The following is a 13,803-nucleotide window of genomic DNA, read 5'->3' as shown; positions in this document are numbered from 1 at the left end:
CGCCGCTGGCCTCGGCCCCGGGGAACGGGACCTCCGACAGCGCACGACACACCCAGCAGAGAGACTACCGGAATGAGCGGACCCCTTTCCAGCGCGGGGTACGGCCCCGCGGGCGCCGACGAGAGCGTGCGCGCCAGCCGCAGCCACTGGGACGGCGCCTCCACCACCTACCTCGAGGACCACGGGGCCACCCTCGGCACTGACGTGCTGGTCTGGGGCCCCGAGGGCCTCACCGAGGACGAGGCGCACCTGCTGGGAGACCCCGCCGAGCTCGCCGGCGCCGTCGTGCTCGAGGTCGGCTGCGGGGCGGGACAGGGCTCGCGCTGGGTCGCCCGCCAGGGGGCGCGCGCGGTCGGCGTGGACCTCTCGGCCGGCATGCTCGCCCGCAGCCGGGCCCTCGACGCCGCCGGCGGGACGGCGGTGCCGGTGCTCCAGGCCGACGCGGGCCGCCTGCCGCTGGCCGCCGCCAGCGCGGACGTGGCCTTCTCCGCGTACGGGGCGCTGCCCTTCACCGCGGACGCCGCCGGGGTGCTGGCCGAGGTGCACCGCGTGCTGGTGCCCGGCGGGCGGTGGTCGTTCTCGGTCAGCCACCCGGTGCGCTGGGCCTTCCCCGACGACCCCGGGCCGCGCGGTCTCGTGGCCGACCGCTCCTACTTCGACAGGGCCCCGTACGTGGAGCGCGACGACGACGGCGCGCTCCTGTACGCGGAGCACCACCGCACGCTCGGCGACTGGGTGCGGCTCCTGCGCGGCGCCGGCTTCGGCCTCGTCGACCTCGTGGAGCCGGAGTGGAGCCACCCGGAGCAGCCCACCTGGGGCGGGTGGAGCGCGCTGCGCGGCGAGCACCTGCCGGGCACCGCCGTCTTCGTGTGCGAGCGGCTCAGCGCGTGAGGCCCGCCGCGGGGCGCTCCTCCGGGGAGGCCGCCGAGCAGACCCGGTCCCGTCCGTCGGCCTTGGCCCGGTAGAGCAGCGCGTCGACCTCGGCGACCGCGCCGCCCCACCCCGACCCCGCCGCCGCCCCTGCCGGGGGGACGGCGGCTCCCGCGCCGACGCTCAGGGCGAGCACGCTCAGGGGGTCGTCCGCCGGGACGCTCGTGCGCAGCGCCCGGACGTCCGCCAGGAGCGCGTCGGCGATCTCGCGGACGGCCTCCAGGGGGGTCCCGGGCAGCACCACCGCGAACTCGTCGCCACCCAGGCGCGCCACGAGGTCGCGGCCGCGCTGGGCGCGGGCGGACAGCAGCTGCGCCACGCGGCGCAGCACGTCGTCCCCGCCGGAGTGGCCGAAGCGGTCGTTGACCGCCTTGAACCTGTCGACGTCCACGAGCAGCAGGCCCACCGGCGAGCCGTCGCGCCCGCACTCCCGCCACGCGGCGTCGAGCTGCTGCTCCCACCGGCGGCGGTTGGCCGCCCCGGTGAGCGGGTCGGTGGTGGACAGGCGCTGGACGTGCTCGCGCTCGGCGAAGAGCATCCGCTCCCCCACCGCGGTCCGGTGCGTCGAGACCAGACCGATGGCGTTGATGATGACCATGAGGACGCCGCCCTCCACGAGGACGTCCCAGCCGCCGCGCGGGTCGCCCGCGGGGAGCCGGGCGATGGCCACGGCGATCGCCCCGGTGCTCACCAGCGTCCACAGGCCCGTGAGCGCGGCGGTCGCCGCGACCGGCAGCTGCGCGTGCAGGTACAGCACCGCCACCGACATCACCGCGATGAGGACGGCGGACTGCGGTGGGAAGACCTGCCCGACCACGCTCGCCACGTTGACGACCGTGTAGACCCCCACGCCGCAGACGAGCACCGCAGCGGCCCCGACCCAGGTGCGCACGCGCCGCACCACGAGGACGGCCGCCACGCAGGCGACCAGCAGGACGGCGTTGTTGGCGACCAGGCCCAGGCCCCCCGCGGAGGCCGGCGCGTCGAGCAGCTTCTCACCCGCCGACCACGCGTTGTAGGCGATGAGGGCCACGGCGACCACCTGCACGTCCCGCCGCATGACGTGGGCGCGGGCCGCGCGGAACCGCCGCTCCTGCCGGGCGTCGGCCAGGACCGCGGTCCAGCGCGTCACGGCGCTGCGCCGCGAGGGGGCGGCGTCCAGCGGCGCGGTGGTCTCCACACCCCTCCATCGACCGCGGCGACGCCGTCAGGAGGGGTGGGGGCCGCTGTCACCCCTCCGGGGGATCAGTGGCCGGCCTCGTGCCAGGACGCCCCGGCGCCCACCGACACGTCCAGCGGCACGCTCAGCTGCGTGCGCTCCTGGACGCGGGCCCCCATCTGCTCGCGCAGGAGGGCCTCCACCGCCTCCCGCTCACCGGGGGCGACGTCGACGACGAGCTCGTCGTGCACCTGCAGCAGCAGCCGCGAGCGCAGGTCCTGCTCGCGCAGGGCCCGCTCCACCCCCAGCATCGCCAACTTGATGACGTCCGCCGCGGAGCCCTGGATGGGCGCGTTCAGCGCCATCCGCTCGGCGATCTCTCGCCGCTGCCGGTTGTCGCTGGTGAGGTCGGGCAGGTACCGGCGACGCCCCAGGACGGTCTCGGTGAAGCCGGTGGCCCGCGCCTCCTCGACCACGCCGCGCAGGTAGTCGCGCACGCCGCCGAACCGGGCGAAGTAGTCGTCCATGAGGCCGCGGGCCTCGTCGACGGGGATGGTGAGCTGGCGCGACAGGCCGAACGCCGACAGCCCGTAGGCCAGGCCGTAGGACATCGCCTTGATCTTGGCGCGCATCTCGCCGGTGACGTCGGCGGGCTCCACCCCGAAGACGCGGGCGCCCACGAAGCGGTGCAGGTCCTCACCGGAGCGGAAGGCCTCGATGAGGCCCTCGTCGCCGGACAGGTGCGCCATGATCCGCATCTCGATCTGGCTGTAGTCGGCGGTGAGGAGGACCTCGGCGTCCCGGCCGACGACGAACGCCTCGCGGATCCGGCGGCCCTCGGCGGTGCGGATCGGGATGTTCTGCAGGTTCGGGTCGGTCGAGCTCAGGCGACCGGTGGCCGCGATGGTCTGCTGGAAGGTCGTGTGGATGCGCCCGTCGTCGGCGACGGCCTTGAGCAGCCCCTCGACGGTCTGGCGCAGCCGCGAGGCGTCGCGGTGCCGGAGCAGGTGGTCGAGGAAGGGGTGCGGCTGGCGGACGTTGAGGTCGGCGAGGGCCTCGGCGTCCGTGGTCCAGCCGGTCTTGGTGCGCTTGGTCTTGGGCATGCCCAGCTGCTCGAAGAGCACCACCTGCAGCTGCTTGGGCGAGCCGAGGTTGATCTTCTGCCCGCCGATGGCCGCGTAGGCCTCCTCGGCGGCGTCGGCCACCACCTCGGCGAACTCGCCCTCGAGACGCTCCAGCGCGGCGGTGTCGACGGCGATGCCGTCGGCCTCCATCTGCGCGAGCAGGGGCACCAGCGGCAGCTCGAGCTCGCCGAGCAGCTGGGTGCCGCCGCGCTGCTCGACCTGCTCGGCCAGCACCGCCGACAGCTCCAGGGCGGCGGCCGCGCGCACGCAGGCGAGCTGCCCCTCGTCGGGACCGGCGGCGTCGCCGTCCAGGTCGAGCACGCCCTGCTGCTCCCCGGCGCCGGCGGCGTCCTCGTCGACCTTGAGCTCGCGCTGGAGGAACCTCACGGCGAGGTCGGCGAGGTCGTAGCTGCGCTGGTCGGGCTGGCACAGGTACGCCGCGAGCGCGGTGTCGGCCACCAGGCCGGCCAGCGGCGTCCCCCGCTCGGCGAGGGCGTGCAGGGCGGGCTTGGCGTCGTGGAGGACCTTCGGGGCGTCGGCGTCGGCGAGCCACGCCGCGAGGGCGGCCTCGGCGTCCGGGGAGAGCTCGCGCAGGTCGAACCAGGCGGTGGCGCCGTCAGCACCGGCCAGGGCCAGGCCCCAGGCGTCACCGGACCCTCCGCTCCACCGGCCCAGCACGGCCACGCCGGAGGCGGGCCCGCCCGGGGCGGCGTGCGCGGCGATCCACGCGGCGGCGTCGGACCCGGCGGGGCGCTCGGCGCTGACGGCGAAGCCGCCGTCCACCTCGGGCTCGTCGGCGGACAGGGTCGCGAACAGCCGGTCGCGCAGGACGCGGAACTCCAGGCCGTCGAAGACCCGGTGGACCTCCTCGCGGTCCCACGGGCGCACGGCGAGGTCGTCGACGACGACGGGCAGCTCCAGGTCGCGCACGGGCGCGTTGAGGCGCTTGTTGCGCAGCACCTGGTCGAGGTGGTCGCGCAGGGACTGGCCGGCCTTGCCCGTCAGCGACCCGACGCCGGCGACGAGGCCCTGCAGGTCCCCGTGGGCGGTGAGCCACTTGGCGGCGGTCTTGGGCCCGACGCCGGGCACGCCGGGCAGGTTGTCGCTGGTCTCGCCCACCAGGGCGGCGAGGTCCCCGTAGCGCTCGGGGCGGACGCCGTACTTCTCCTCGACGGCCTCCGGGGTCATGCGGGCCAGGTCGGACACGCCCTTGCGCGGGTAGAGCACCGTCGTGGCCTCGTCGACCAGCTGGAAGGCGTCGCGGTCACCGGTGACCACCAGCACCTCGGCGCCCTGGGCGCGGGCGGCGCCGGTGAGGGTGGCGATGACGTCGTCCGCCTCGTAGCCCTCCTTGGTCACCACCGCGATGCGCAGCGCGGCGAGGACCTCCTTGACGAGGTCGACCTGGCCGGTGAACTCGGTCGGGGTGGCGGAGCGGCCGGCCTTGTACTCGGGGTACTCCTCGGTGCGGAAGGTGCGCTTGGAGACGTCGAACGCCACGCCGACGTGCGTGGGGGCCTCGTCGCGCAGGAGGTTGATGAGCATCGAGGTGAAGCCGTACACGGCGTTGGTGACCTGCCCGGTCGAGGTGGAGAAGTTCTCCGCGGGCAGGGCGAAGAAGGCCCGGTAGGCCAGCGAGTGGCCGTCCACCAGCAGGAGGCGGGGACGGGGCCCCTCCAGCACGGCGTCCACGCTGGTGGCGCTGCTCGTCGTCGTCACGTCTGCCAGCCTAGGCGGGGTGACCGACAGCCCCACCTCCCCGACCGGCGTCCCGGAGCACCTCACCGGCAACGCCGTCCTGTCCACCGCGGGGACGCTCATCGAGCGGATGGGCATCCGCCTGGACCTGAGCGACCCCGCCCGCCCCACCGGCACCATGCCCGTGGAGGGCAACACCCAGCCCTACGGCCTGCTGCACGGCGGCGCGTCGGTGGTGCTGGCCGAGACGCTCGGCTCGGTGGCCGCCGCCCTGTGCGCCGGCGAGGGCCGGGTGGCCGTGGGCGTGGACATCAACGCCACCCACCACCGGGCGGTGCGCTCCGGCGTGGTCACCGGACGCACCGAGCCGCTGCACCAGGGGCGCACCACGGCCACCTACGAGGTGGTCATCACCGACGAGCGGGGCCGGCGGGTGTGCACCTCCCGCATCACCTGCCAGCTGCGGGACGCCCCTCCGCGCTGACGGCGGCGCTCGGGGGCTGGCGCCGGGTCAGCCGGGTGCGCGGTCCAGCTGACGGCGGCGGCGGGCCACCAGCTCGTCCAGCGCGGCGCGGCGCCGGTCGCGCCGCCCGCCCCCCGCGGCTCCCGCGGCGGCCAGGCGGGAGCGCAGCACCGCCAGCGGCGCCGAGCGCACCACCACCGGCCGGGCGAACCCGAGCCGGGCCAGGAACCGCTGCACGTCGCGCTGCCCGCTCGCGGCGGCGGCCTGGACCTCCTCGGCCCCGGCGGCCTCGGCGGAGGCCGCCACGGCGGCCAGCAGCTGGTGCCCGACCCCGCGCCGGCGCCACGCGGGCGCCACCCACAGCTGCTCGACGTGGACGACGACGGCGGGGGCCGGCAGCACCACCCGCCCGCGGCGCAGCACCGCCAGCCCGACCGCCTCGGGGCGCTCGCCGTCCGGCGACACCGCCACGAGGACCTCGACGTCGGGGTGCGCCAGCAGCGCGGCGACGGCCTCGTCCGAGCCGCCACCAGCAGCCGGTGCGGCGGGGCCGGCCGGGTCCGCCGGCTCCAGGGCTGCCGGCGCGGCGGCCGCGAGCGGCTCCCGCTGGGCGGGCACGGGGGTGCCGCCCGGAGCCGAGGCCACAGCGGCCTGCAGGAGCGCGAGGTCCGAGGGGTCCGAGGGGTCCGCGCGGCGCACCACCACGGTCCTGCTGGCCACCGCGCCTCCTGCCCCTGGTCCGCTCCGGTCCGGTTCCTGCCGGGAGAGTAGCCCCGCGACCTGGGTGCGGACCCCCGGGCCGGGGCCCCGCAGGCGCCCGCCCGGGGCGAGCGCCGCCGCCGCGGCGGCGGCGGCTTCCATCACAGGCAGGTCACGGCTGGTCCACCACGCCGACCTGGAAGTTATGCTCGCCCGCCCCTGACAAGTGGCTGAGTGCACTGCACGACGACGTGCGCGCACCACCCGACGCAACACCACCTGGAGGTCCGCGCCGTGCGGAGAACACCCCGACGAGCAGCCCGGGTGGTCGTGGGCATCGTGCTCGCGGCGGCAGCCCTGGTGGCCGCGCTGGCGGTCGGCCTGGCCGGCGCGAGCCCGGCCGCCGCCGCCGCGTCACCGACGGCGAGCCCGTCCGCAGCGGACCCGTCCGCCAGCGCGAGCGCCTCCGACGGCGCCTCCGCCGCGAGCGGCCTGTCCATCACCGTGCGGGTGCGCACGGGCGACGGCGACGACGTGCCCGGCGCCACCGTCCAGCTGCTGCAGGGCGGCCAGCAGGTCGCCACCGCGCAGACCGACGCCCGGGGCACCGCCGCGCTCGCCGCGCCGTCCCCCGGCGACTACCAGGTCAAGCTGGACGTGACGTCGCTGCCCTCGGCCGCCAAGGGCCTGGAGCCGCGCAGCGACACCATCGCCACCACCGTGCAGGAGGGCCTGGGCCGCACCGTCGCCTTCCGCCTGTCCGAGCCCGGCAGCGAGCAGGCCGCCAGCGGCGTGTCCAGCAGCCAGGTGCTGCAGCGCGTCGCCACCGGGCTGCGCTTCGGCCTGGTCATCGCGCTCGGGGCCATCGGCCTGTCGCTGATCTTCGGCACCACGGGCCTGACCAACTTCGCCCACTCCGAGCTCATCACGCTCGGTGCGCTCACCACCTACCTGTACCAGGCGGTGGCGGGGCTCCCGTTCCTGCTGGCGGCGGCGCTCGGCCTGGTGAGCAGCGCCGTCTTCGGCTACGTCAACGACAGGGTGCTGTGGCAGCCGCTGCGCCGGCGCGGCACCGGGCTCATCGCCATGATGATCGTCTCGATCGGCCTGTCGCTGTTCCTGCGCTACGCCTACCTGTACCTGTTCGGCGGCGGCGTGCGGACCTTCCCGGGCTACGCCGGCCAGGCGGGCGTGCAGGTCCTTCCCGGGGTGCTGCTGCGCCCGCTGGACCTGTGGACGATGGGCCTGTCCGTCGTCGTCCTCGTGGCCGTGGCGCTCGCGCTGGTCAAGACCCGGCTGGGGAAGGCCACCCGCGCCGTCGCCGACAACCCGGCGCTCGCGTCGGCCTCCGGCATCGACGTCGACAAGGTGATCCGCACCGTGTGGATCGCCGGCTCCGCCCTGGCGGGCCTGTCCGGCGTCGTCCTGGGCCTGCAGCAGGGCATCAGCTTCCAGATGGGCTTCCAGATCCTGCTGCTGGTCTTCGCCGCCGTGACGCTCGGAGGCCTCGGCACCGCGTTCGGCGCGGTGCTCGGCTCGCTGGTCGTGGGGCTGTTCGTGGAGATCTCCACGCTGGTCATCCCGACGGAGCTCCAGAACCTCGGGGCGCTCGTCATCCTGATCCTCATCCTGCTCGTGCGGCCCCAGGGCATCCTCGGCCGCGCCCAGCGGATCGGCTGAGAGGCCACCATGGACATCTCGATCGTCAACAACGCCCTGGCCGCGGCCATCGGGCTCGACACCGTCATCTACGCCCTCGCGGCCCTGGGCCTGAACATCCAGTTCGGCTACGCGGGGCTGCTGAACTTCGGCCAGGCCGCGTTCGTGGCCATCGGCTCCTACGGCATCGCCACCATGGTGAGCATCGCCGGGCTGCCGTTCGGGGTGGGCGTGCTCGTGGGCCTGCTCGGCTCGGTGGTCTTCGCGCTGCTGCTGGGCGTCCCGACGCTGCGGCTTCGGGCGGACTACCTCGCCATCGCCACCATCGCGGCCTCCGAGGTGGTGCGCCTGCTGGCGCGCTCGAACAGCCTGGGCGCCTACACCGGTGGCTCCAACGGCCTCACCGGCTTCGCGAACGGCTTCTACGACCTCAACCCGTTCCCGCAGGGCACCTACGGCTTCGGCCCGTGGCAGAACAACGAGCGCACCACCTGGATCCTCCTGGTGGGGTGGCTGCTCGTCGCGTTCGTGGCGCTGGCCACCTGGGCGCTCATGCGCAGCCCGTGGGGCCGCGTGCTCAAGGGCATCCGCGAGGACGAGGACGCCGTGCGCGCGCTCGGCAAGAACGTCTACGCCTACAAGATGCAGGCGCTGGTGCTGGGAGGCCTCGTGGGCACCCTCGCCGGGTTCGTCTTCTCCATCGGCCGCGCCGCCGTGCAGCCGGACAACTACGCCACCGCGTTCACGTTCTTCGCCTACACGGTGCTGCTGCTCGGCGGCGCCGCCCGCGTGCTCGGCCCAGTGGTCGGCGCGGCGATCTTCTGGGTGGTCCTGTCCCTCACCGACGGCGTCCTGCGCGGCGCCATCGCCGAGGGCTGGGTGCCCGCCGGGCTCATGACCACCACGCAGGTCGGCCAGGTCCGGTTCATGCTGGTGGGGCTGGCGCTCATGCTGCTCATGATCTACAGGCCGCAAGGCATCTTCGGCGACCGGAGGGAGCTGGCTCTCGATGGCCGGTAAGTCATCCACCCCCGCTGCGGCAGGGGTCACCCAGCCCGACCAGCAGGGCACCCGCAAGGACGCGGCGACGCGCGCGCTGGCCGACGTCCCCCGCGTGCCCGGGGCCAAGAAGCCGGACCCGGTGCTCGTCGCCGACGGCGTGGTGCGCCGCTTCGGCGGCCTCGCCGCGGTGTCGGTGGACCACGTGGAGGTGCAGCGCGGTGCCATCACGGCGCTCATCGGCCCGAACGGCGCCGGGAAGACCACCTTCTTCAACCTGCTGACGGGCTTCGACAAGCCGGACGAGGGCACCTGGTCCTTCGACGGCACCGACCTCGCGCGGGTCCCCGCCCACAAGGTGGCGCGCCGCGGCATGGTGCGGACGTTCCAGCTCACCAAGGCGCTCTCGCGCCTGACGGTGATGCAGAACATGCTGCTGGGGGCCTCCGGGCAGAAGGGCGAGAGCCTCCTGAGGGCGGCCTTCGCCGGCATCTGGCGGAACCAGGAGAAGGCCAACACCGAGCGCGCCATGGAGCTGCTCGGACGGTTCAAGCTCGACGCCAAGGCCGACGACTTCGCCGGGAGCCTCTCCGGCGGCCAGCGCAAGCTGCTCGAGATGGCCCGGGCGCTCATGAGCGACCCGCAGGTGGTCATGCTCGACGAGCCGATGGCCGGCGTGAACCCGGCGCTGACGCAGTCCCTGCTCGGCCACGTCAAGGACCTGCGGGAGCAGGGCATGACGGTGCTCTTCGTCGAGCACGACATGGACATGGTCCGCGACATCGCCGACTGGGTGGTGGTCATGGCCCAGGGCAAGGTCGTCGCGGAGGGCCCGCCGGACTCGGTCATGGCCGACCCCGCCGTCATCGAGGCCTACCTCGGTGGCCACCACGACGTCTCCCTCGCCGACGACTCGGCGGCCGCGCAGCTGGAGGAGACCGTCGAGGCCGAGGTCGAGGCGGAGATCTCCGCCCAGCACGACGACGAAGCGAAGGGCAGGCACCACGCATGAGCGGCGCTCGCGCTGGGTCCACCACCATCGAGGACCGGTCGGTGCACGTGGCCGCCGCCGAGGGCGCGGTCCTGCGGGCCGACGAGCTGGTGGCGGGCTACTTCCCCGGCGTCAACATCCTCAACGGCACCGACCTGTACTGCCACGCCGGTGAGCTGGTGGGCATCATCGGCCCCAACGGCGCCGGCAAGTCGACGTTCCTCAAGGCCCTGTTCGGGCTGGTGAAGATCCGGTCCGGCAGCGTCACGCTCAAGGGCGAGGAGATCGCCGGCCTGCGCGCCGACAAGCTGGTCCGCCAGGGCGTCGGCTTCGTGCCGCAGAACAACAACGTGTTCCCCTCGCTGACCATCGAGGAGAACCTGCAGATGGGCTGCTACCAGGCGCCGTCGCGCTTCAAGGAGCGCTTCGACGTGGTCACCGAGCTCTTCCCCGCCCTCGGCACCCGCCGCGCCCAGCGCGCCGGGTCGCTGTCCGGCGGTGAGCGCCAGATGGTGGCCATGGGCCGGGCCCTCATGATGGACCCGTCGGTGCTGCTGCTGGACGAGCCCAGCGCGGGCCTGTCCCCGGCCATGCAGGACGAGGTGTTCCTGCGCACCCGGCAGATCAACAAGACCGGCACCTCGGTGGTCATGGTCGAGCAGAACGCCGCGCGCTGCCTGCAGATCTGCGACCGCGCGTACGTGCTGGACCAGGGCCGCAACGCCTACACGGGCACCGGCCGCGACCTCGCCAGCGACCCGAAGGTCATCGAGCTCTACCTGGGCACGCTCGCCAAGAACTGAGCGGCCCGCACCGACGACGAGGGGCGCCACCCGGCCGGGTGGCGCCCCTCGTCGTCGTCCCCGTCGTCCCCGACGTCCCCCTCCCCCGCACGAGCCCTCCGACGCAGCGAGGGCGCCGCCCCCGGGTGGGGAGCGGCGCCCTCGGCGCGGTGGCTACCTGCGGGTCACAGGGAGCCGGTGATGTAGTCGACGTTGGTGTACTTGTTGTCGTCGCCGTACTGGTAGATGCCGATCGTCGCCTTGGTCGGGTCACCCTGGGCGCTGAAGTCGATCGGGCCCGAGTAGCCGTCGTAGTCGATGTCGGTGCCCTTGTCCATGAGGTCCAGGCACTCCTTGTAGGAGGTGCACTTGGTGCCGCCCTCGGAGACCTCCTGCATCTTGGAGGCGATGCCGGTGCCGCTGTCGTTCTTGGCGGCGTGCGCGGCGAGGGCCACCAGCACGGTCGCGTCGTAGGACTCGGGCGCGTAGCTGAAGTCCTTCAGGGACGGGTCCACCTGCAGCAGGCGCTGGCGGAAGTCGTCGCTGGTCTTGGCGCCGGGCAAGGTGCCCTTGACGCCCTTCAGCTGGCCGGCGGAGAAGTTGCTGGAGTAGTCGGCCAGGTTGCCGTCCACGAAGTAGATCGGCATCTTGTCCGGGCCGATGCCCTGCGTGATCATCGCCTGGACGATCTGCACGGTCTGCTGGAAGCCGATGACGACGACGGCCTCCGGCTTCGCGGCGGCGATCTCGGAGACGTTGGAGTCGAACGTGGCGGCGTCCGGGTTGAAGACCGAGTTCTTGACGATCTTGCCGCCGCCGGCCTCGAGCGACTTGGCGATGTTGGTCTGCAGACCCGAGCCGTACGGGTCGTCCAGGGTGATGGTGGCGACGTCGAGGTGGTTGTCCTGCAGGAGCAGGTCACCCATGACGCGGCCCTGGAGGACGTCCGACGGCGCCGTGCGCCAGTACAGGCCGCGGTCGGGGTAAGTGGTGAAGTCCGGCGAGGTGTTGGCCGGGCTGATCTGCAGCACGCCGGCGCCGGTGATGGCGTCGATGACGTTCTTGGACACGCCCGAGGAGGCGGCGCCGACGATGGCGTCGGTCTTGGCCGACAGCAGCTTCTGCACCGACTGCGAGGCGATGTCGGTGGTGGTGTCACCGGAGTCCGTCTGGTTGTAGACGACGTCCTTGTTGTTGAAGCCGCCGGCCGCGTTGATGTCGTTGATCGCCAGCTGCACGCCGGCGAACTCCGGCGGACCGAGGAAGGCCAGCGATCCCGTCTGCGGGAGCAGTGAGCCGATGGTCAGCGTGCCGTCACCGGGCTCGACGGGAGCCTGCTCCGTGCTCTTGTTGCTGCTCGCGGACGCACTGGTGCTCCCGGACGCGGTCGAGCTGGCAGCGGGGTCGCTGCTGCCACCGCCGCACGCGGCGAGGGTGAGGGAGGCGACACCGAGCACGGCGAACACGCCGGCTCCGCGCAGGGATCGGATCATGGAGGTCCTCTCGGGGGTGCGGCGCTCACGTGCGGCGCCGCGCGGGTCTGGCGACCGTAGACGCCGTGGTGCCCGCCCGTGGAGGTGCTGACCTCGGTTGTTGTGCATCCGTGACCTACACGGACCTCAGACGCGACTGCGGGCGGCCTCCGAAGGTGCTGTGAGTTGCGCTCCGCACCCCCGGTGACCGCCCGTCACCGCGCGTCAGGCCCGGGTCAGCTGCTGACCTGGCTCAGCACGGCGTCCGCGACCTCGCGCATGGTGAGGCGGCGGTCCATCGAGGTCTTCTGGATCCAGCGGAACGCCTCGGGCTCGGACAGGCCCATGCGGGTCATGAGCAGGCCCTTGGCCCGCTCGACGCGCTTGCGGGTCTCGAAGCGCTCGGTCAGGTCGGCCACCTCCTCCTCGAGGTCGGCGATCTCCTGGAAGCGGGAGACGGCGATCTCGACGGCGGGCAGCAGGTCAGCGGACGTGAACGGCTTGACCACGTAGGCCATGGCGCCGGCGTCCCGGGCGCGGTCCACGAGCTCGCGCTGGGAGAACGCCGTGAGGAGGACGACGGGCGCCAGGCGCGCCTTGCCGATGCGCTCGGCGGCGCTGATGCCGTCCATGACGGGCATCTTCACGTCCATGACCACCAGGTCGGGCTGGAGCTCCTCGACGAGGCGGACGGCGCTCTCGCCGTCGCCGGCCTCCCCGACCACGTCGTAGCCCGCCTCGCGGAGGATCTCGACGACGTCGAGGCGGATGATCGCCTCGTCCTCCGCGACGACGACGCGCCGACGCGGCCCTGCGCCCGGCTCCGCCTGGGTACCCTGCTCACTCACGACCGGTACTTTAGTGGGCGTCGCGCAGCGCCATGACATGGTGATCCCGCGACAGACGCCGGGTTGGTGGAACGGCAGACACCGAGACCTCAAAAGTCTCTGCCCGAGAGGGCGTGCGGGTTCGAATCCCGCACCCGGCACGCAGGTCCTCAGGCACTGTCGGTGGTCGCGTGTTCGATCTTCCTGTGCCCGCCCCGACCCCCTGGCCCGTGCTCCAGGAAGCCGCCCGTCTCCGCGAGGCCGGCTCCACCGACGCCGAGGTCGCCCAGCAGCTCGGCATCTGCGTGAACACGATCCGGCGGTGGCGACGGCGCATCCGCCGGGAGGAGCTGACCAGCGCTCCAGGCCGCACCGGATCCGCTCCCTGCCCGCGCTGCGAGGGCGGCGCGCTGGACGAGTCCGCGTACGCCCACCTCCTGGGCTGGTACCTCGGCGATGGGCACATCGCGCTCGCTCGCGGGACGTCACGGCTCCTGGCGATCTACAACGACGACCGCTACCCCGCGCTCAACGAGGAGGTCGAGGCGTCCATCCGGGCGGTGAAGCCCGGCACGAGCGTCTGGCGGCGGCGCCTGAAGGGGTGCAGCGCCATCAGCGCCTCGTGGCACCACTGGCCGTGCGTCTTCCCCCAGCACGGGGAGGGGCGCAAGCACGACCGCCCCATCGTGCTGGAGCCGTGGCAGCAGGAGATCGTCGACGAGCACCCCGGGCGGTTGCTGCGCGGCCTGTTCCACAGCGACGGCTGCCGCGTGCAGAACTGGGCGGTCGGGGCGAACGGGCAGCGCTACGAGGGCTACCCCCGCTACCTCTTCAGCAACGCCTCGACCGACATCATCGGCATCTGCTGCGCCGCACTGGACCGGCTGGGGGCTGCGCACACGCACCCTCGCCGCGACGTGGTCTCCGTGGCCCGGAGGGCGTCCGTGGCGCTGCTGGACGAGCACGTCGGCCCCAAGAGCTGACCGCTCCCCCGCCGGGC

General features: G+C 73.7%; 12 protein-coding genes and 1 tRNA gene. 8 read left to right on the top strand and 5 right to left on the bottom strand.

The window, feature by feature from the left end; translation table 11 throughout:
* The first annotated feature begins 72 nt into the window (after window positions 1–72).
* On the top strand, window positions 73–891 hold the full coding sequence (locus tag H7K62_RS10415) for a class I SAM-dependent methyltransferase (protein ID WP_186717844.1): 819 nt from the start codon (window positions 73–75) through the stop codon (window positions 889–891).
* Here the strand turns inward: H7K62_RS10415 and H7K62_RS23805 are convergent.
* The gene (locus tag H7K62_RS23805) at window positions 881–2,110 is read right to left on the bottom strand and encodes a GGDEF domain-containing protein (protein WP_186717843.1); all 1,230 of its coding nucleotides are present in this window, start codon (window positions 2,108–2,110) and stop codon (window positions 881–883) included. The genes H7K62_RS10415 and H7K62_RS23805 overlap by 11 nt on opposite strands.
* A 65-nt stretch (window positions 2,111–2,175) precedes the next feature.
* Window positions 2,176–4,932: a DNA polymerase I gene (gene polA, locus H7K62_RS10405; protein ID WP_370591702.1), complete on the bottom strand. Its 2,757-nt coding sequence runs from the start codon at window positions 4,930–4,932 to the stop codon at window positions 2,176–2,178.
* 19 nt (window positions 4,933–4,951) lie between these two features.
* Here polA and H7K62_RS10400 point away from each other — a divergent pair, with 19 nt between their 5' ends.
* Window positions 4,952–5,395 carry a hotdog fold thioesterase gene (locus H7K62_RS10400; protein WP_222437361.1) on the top strand — a complete coding sequence of 148 codons (444 nt, stop codon included), beginning with the start codon at window positions 4,952–4,954 and terminating at the stop codon, window positions 5,393–5,395.
* 27 nt (window positions 5,396–5,422) lie between these two features.
* On the opposite strand, the gene H7K62_RS10395 is transcribed toward H7K62_RS10400, so the two are convergent.
* Window positions 5,423–6,094, bottom strand: a complete 672-nt coding sequence (locus H7K62_RS10395) for a GNAT family N-acetyltransferase (protein WP_186717841.1) — start codon at window positions 6,092–6,094, stop codon at window positions 5,423–5,425.
* Window positions 6,095–6,397: 303 nt separating this feature from the next.
* Here H7K62_RS10395 and H7K62_RS23800 point away from each other — a divergent pair, with 303 nt between their 5' ends.
* The 4 genes from H7K62_RS23800 to H7K62_RS10375 are packed head-to-tail and all read left to right on the top strand — an operon-like array spanning window position 6,398 to window position 10,525.
* The gene (locus tag H7K62_RS23800) at window positions 6,398–7,753 is read left to right on the top strand and encodes a branched-chain amino acid ABC transporter permease (protein ID WP_222437360.1); all 1,356 of its coding nucleotides are present in this window, start codon (window positions 6,398–6,400) and stop codon (window positions 7,751–7,753) included.
* Window positions 7,754–7,762: 9 nt separating this feature from the next.
* Complete coding sequence (locus H7K62_RS10385; RefSeq protein WP_186717840.1) at window positions 7,763–8,752, top strand: branched-chain amino acid ABC transporter permease; 990 nt, start codon at window positions 7,763–7,765, stop codon at window positions 8,750–8,752.
* Window positions 8,742–9,743, top strand: coding sequence for an ABC transporter ATP-binding protein (locus H7K62_RS10380; protein WP_186717839.1), 1,002 nt, complete (start codon window positions 8,742–8,744; stop codon window positions 9,741–9,743). Before H7K62_RS10385 ends, H7K62_RS10380 begins: the two co-directional genes overlap by 11 nt.
* On the top strand, window positions 9,740–10,525 hold the full coding sequence (locus H7K62_RS10375; RefSeq protein WP_186717838.1) for an ABC transporter ATP-binding protein: 786 nt from the start codon (window positions 9,740–9,742) through the stop codon (window positions 10,523–10,525). Before H7K62_RS10380 ends, H7K62_RS10375 begins: the two co-directional genes overlap by 4 nt.
* Before the next feature lie 164 nt (window positions 10,526–10,689).
* Here H7K62_RS10375 and H7K62_RS10370 read toward each other — a convergent pair whose 3' ends face one another.
* Together H7K62_RS10370 and H7K62_RS10365 are read right to left on the bottom strand one after the other, a co-directional pair.
* Window positions 10,690–11,997, bottom strand: a complete 1,308-nt coding sequence (locus H7K62_RS10370; protein WP_186717837.1) for an ABC transporter substrate-binding protein — start codon at window positions 11,995–11,997, stop codon at window positions 10,690–10,692.
* Window positions 11,998–12,212: 215 nt separating this feature from the next.
* Window positions 12,213–12,824 carry an ANTAR domain-containing response regulator gene (locus H7K62_RS10365; protein WP_139712863.1) on the bottom strand — a complete coding sequence of 204 codons (612 nt, stop codon included), beginning with the start codon at window positions 12,822–12,824 and terminating at the stop codon, window positions 12,213–12,215.
* Window positions 12,825–12,881: 57 nt separating this feature from the next.
* Between H7K62_RS10365 and H7K62_RS10360 the strand changes: the two genes are divergently transcribed.
* Both H7K62_RS10360 and H7K62_RS10355 read left to right on the top strand, forming a co-directional pair.
* Window positions 12,882–12,964 (top strand) — tRNA-Leu (locus tag H7K62_RS10360).
* Window positions 12,965–13,009: 45 nt separating this feature from the next.
* Window positions 13,010–13,786, top strand: coding sequence for a helix-turn-helix domain-containing protein (locus tag H7K62_RS10355; protein WP_222437359.1), 777 nt, complete (start codon window positions 13,010–13,012; stop codon window positions 13,784–13,786).
* Window positions 13,787–13,803 lie beyond the last annotated feature (17 nt).

The sequence above is a fragment of the Quadrisphaera sp. RL12-1S genome, from assembly GCF_014270065.1.
GTDB lineage: Bacteria > Actinomycetota > Actinomycetes > Actinomycetales > Quadrisphaeraceae > Quadrisphaera.
Note: the sequence above shows the minus strand (reverse complement) of the source record. Positions and strands in the feature narration are given on the sequence as shown.

Coding starts and splice junctions, on each gene's coding strand:
- H7K62_RS10415 (WP_186717844.1), top strand. CDS start 73: ATGAGCGGACCCCTTTCCAGCGCGGGGTACGGCCCCGCGGGCGCCGAC.
- H7K62_RS10385 (WP_186717840.1), top strand. CDS start 7,763: ATGGACATCTCGATCGTCAACAACGCCCTGGCCGCGGCCATCGGGCTC.
- H7K62_RS10380 (WP_186717839.1), top strand. CDS start 8,742: ATGGCCGGTAAGTCATCCACCCCCGCTGCGGCAGGGGTCACCCAGCCC.
- H7K62_RS10375 (WP_186717838.1), top strand. CDS start 9,740: ATGAGCGGCGCTCGCGCTGGGTCCACCACCATCGAGGACCGGTCGGTG.
- H7K62_RS10370 (WP_186717837.1), bottom strand. CDS start 11,997: ATGATCCGATCCCTGCGCGGAGCCGGCGTGTTCGCCGTGCTCGGTGTC.